Genomic DNA, 1,679 nt, shown 5'->3' with positions numbered 1-1,679 from the left:
GTGTTGGGCCTGCGCGGCATTCGCATGGCCCAAGTGCGTCCGGAATTGCTCGACCAGCAACTGCGTGCCCTGCTGCAAGTCTCGCCGCTGGCGCGTTGTCGCATCCTGTTGCCGATGGTCAGCGAGGTGGATGAACTGCTGCAGATTCGCCAGCGCCTGGATGAACTGTGCGCCGAGTTGGGTTTGAGCCAGCGCCCCGAACTGGGGGTGATGATCGAAGTGCCCGCCGCTGCGCTGATGGCTGAACAGCTGGCCGAACATGCGGACTTTTTGTCCATCGGCACCAATGACCTGTCCCAGTACACCCTGGCCATGGACCGCGACCACGCAGGCTTGGCCGCGCGCGTCGATGCGCTGCACCCGGCCTTGCTGCGACTGATCGCGCACACCTGCGCCGGTGCGGCGAAGCACGGGCGTTGGGTCGGCGTGTGCGGTGCCCTGGCGTCGGACCCGCTGGCCACGCCGGTACTGGTCGGCCTGGGCGTCACCGAGCTGTCGGTAAGCCCGCCGCAGATCGGAGAGATCAAAGACCGCGTTCGCCATCTGGACGCGGCGCAATGCCGGCAGCTGAGCCAGGAACTGCTCAACCTGAGCAGCGCCAAGGCCGTTCGCCAAGCCTGTCAACACCACTGGCCGCTGAGCTGAAAACAACAAGAATAGGGAGACACGCCATGTACCAACACTTTATCGAAGGCCTGCAACGCCTGGGCCGCGCCTTGATGCTGCCGATCGCGATCCTGCCGATCGCCGGCCTGCTGCTGCGCCTGGGCGACACCGACTTGCTCAACATCGCGGTGATGCACGACGCCGGCCAGGCGATCTTCGCCAACCTGGCGCTGATCTTCGCCATCGGCATCGCCGTGGGTTTTGCCCGTGACAACAACGGCACTGCGGGCCTGGCCGGGGCGATTGGTTACCTGGTGATGATCTCCACGCTCAAGGTGATGGACACCACCATCAACATGGGCATGCTCGCCGGTATCGCCAGCGGCTTGATGGCCGGTGGGCTGTACAACCGCTTCAAGGACATCAAGTTGCCGGAATACCTGGCGTTCTTCGGTGGGCGGCGGTTTGTGCCGATTGTCACCGGGTTCAGCGCGGTGGGCCTGGGCGTGATTTTCGGCCTGATCTGGCCCCCGATCCAGCACGGCATCAACAGCTTCGGCGTGCTGTTGATGGAAAGCGGCAGCCTCGGTGCGTTCGTGTTTGGCGTGTTCAACCGCCTGCTGATCGTCACTGGCTTGCATCACATCCTCAACAATATGGCGTGGTTCGTGTTCGGCAGCTTCACCGACCCGGTAACCGGCGCGGTGGTCACGGGCGACCTGACCCGCTACTTTGCCGGCGACCCCAAAGGCGGCCAGTTCATGACCGGCATGTTCCCGGTGATGCTGTTCGGCTTGCCCGCGGCGTGTCTGGCGATGTACCGCAATGCTTTGCCTGAGCGGCGCAAAGTGATGGGCGGGATCTTCCTGTCGATGGCGCTGACCTCGTTCCTCACCGGGGTGACCGAGCCGATTGAATTTGCCTTCATGTTCCTGGCGCCCTTCCTGTACCTGATTCACGCGCTGCTCACCGGCCTGTCGATGGCGGTCACCGACCTGCTGAATATCCACCTGGGCTTTACCTTCTCCGGTGGGTTTATCGACATGGTGCTGGGCTGGGGCAAGTCCACCAAT

General features: G+C 63.4%; 2 protein-coding genes. Both read left to right on the top strand.

The window, feature by feature from the left end; translation table 11 throughout:
• A partial coding sequence (locus tag BKD70_RS23495; protein WP_139145834.1) for a putative PEP-binding protein occupies positions 1-645 on the top strand: 645 nt, incomplete at its 5' end.
• Positions 646-671: 26 nt separating this feature from the next.
• The coding region (locus tag BKD70_RS23490; protein WP_175441033.1) for a PTS transporter subunit EIIC at positions 672-1,679 on the top strand (1,008 nt) is incomplete at its 3' end.

It is taken from the genome of Pseudomonas sp. BS-2016, from assembly GCF_001806145.1.
GTDB lineage: Bacteria > Pseudomonadota > Gammaproteobacteria > Pseudomonadales > Pseudomonadaceae > Aquipseudomonas > Aquipseudomonas lundensis.
Note: the sequence above shows the minus strand (reverse complement) of the source record. Positions and strands in the feature narration are given on the sequence as shown.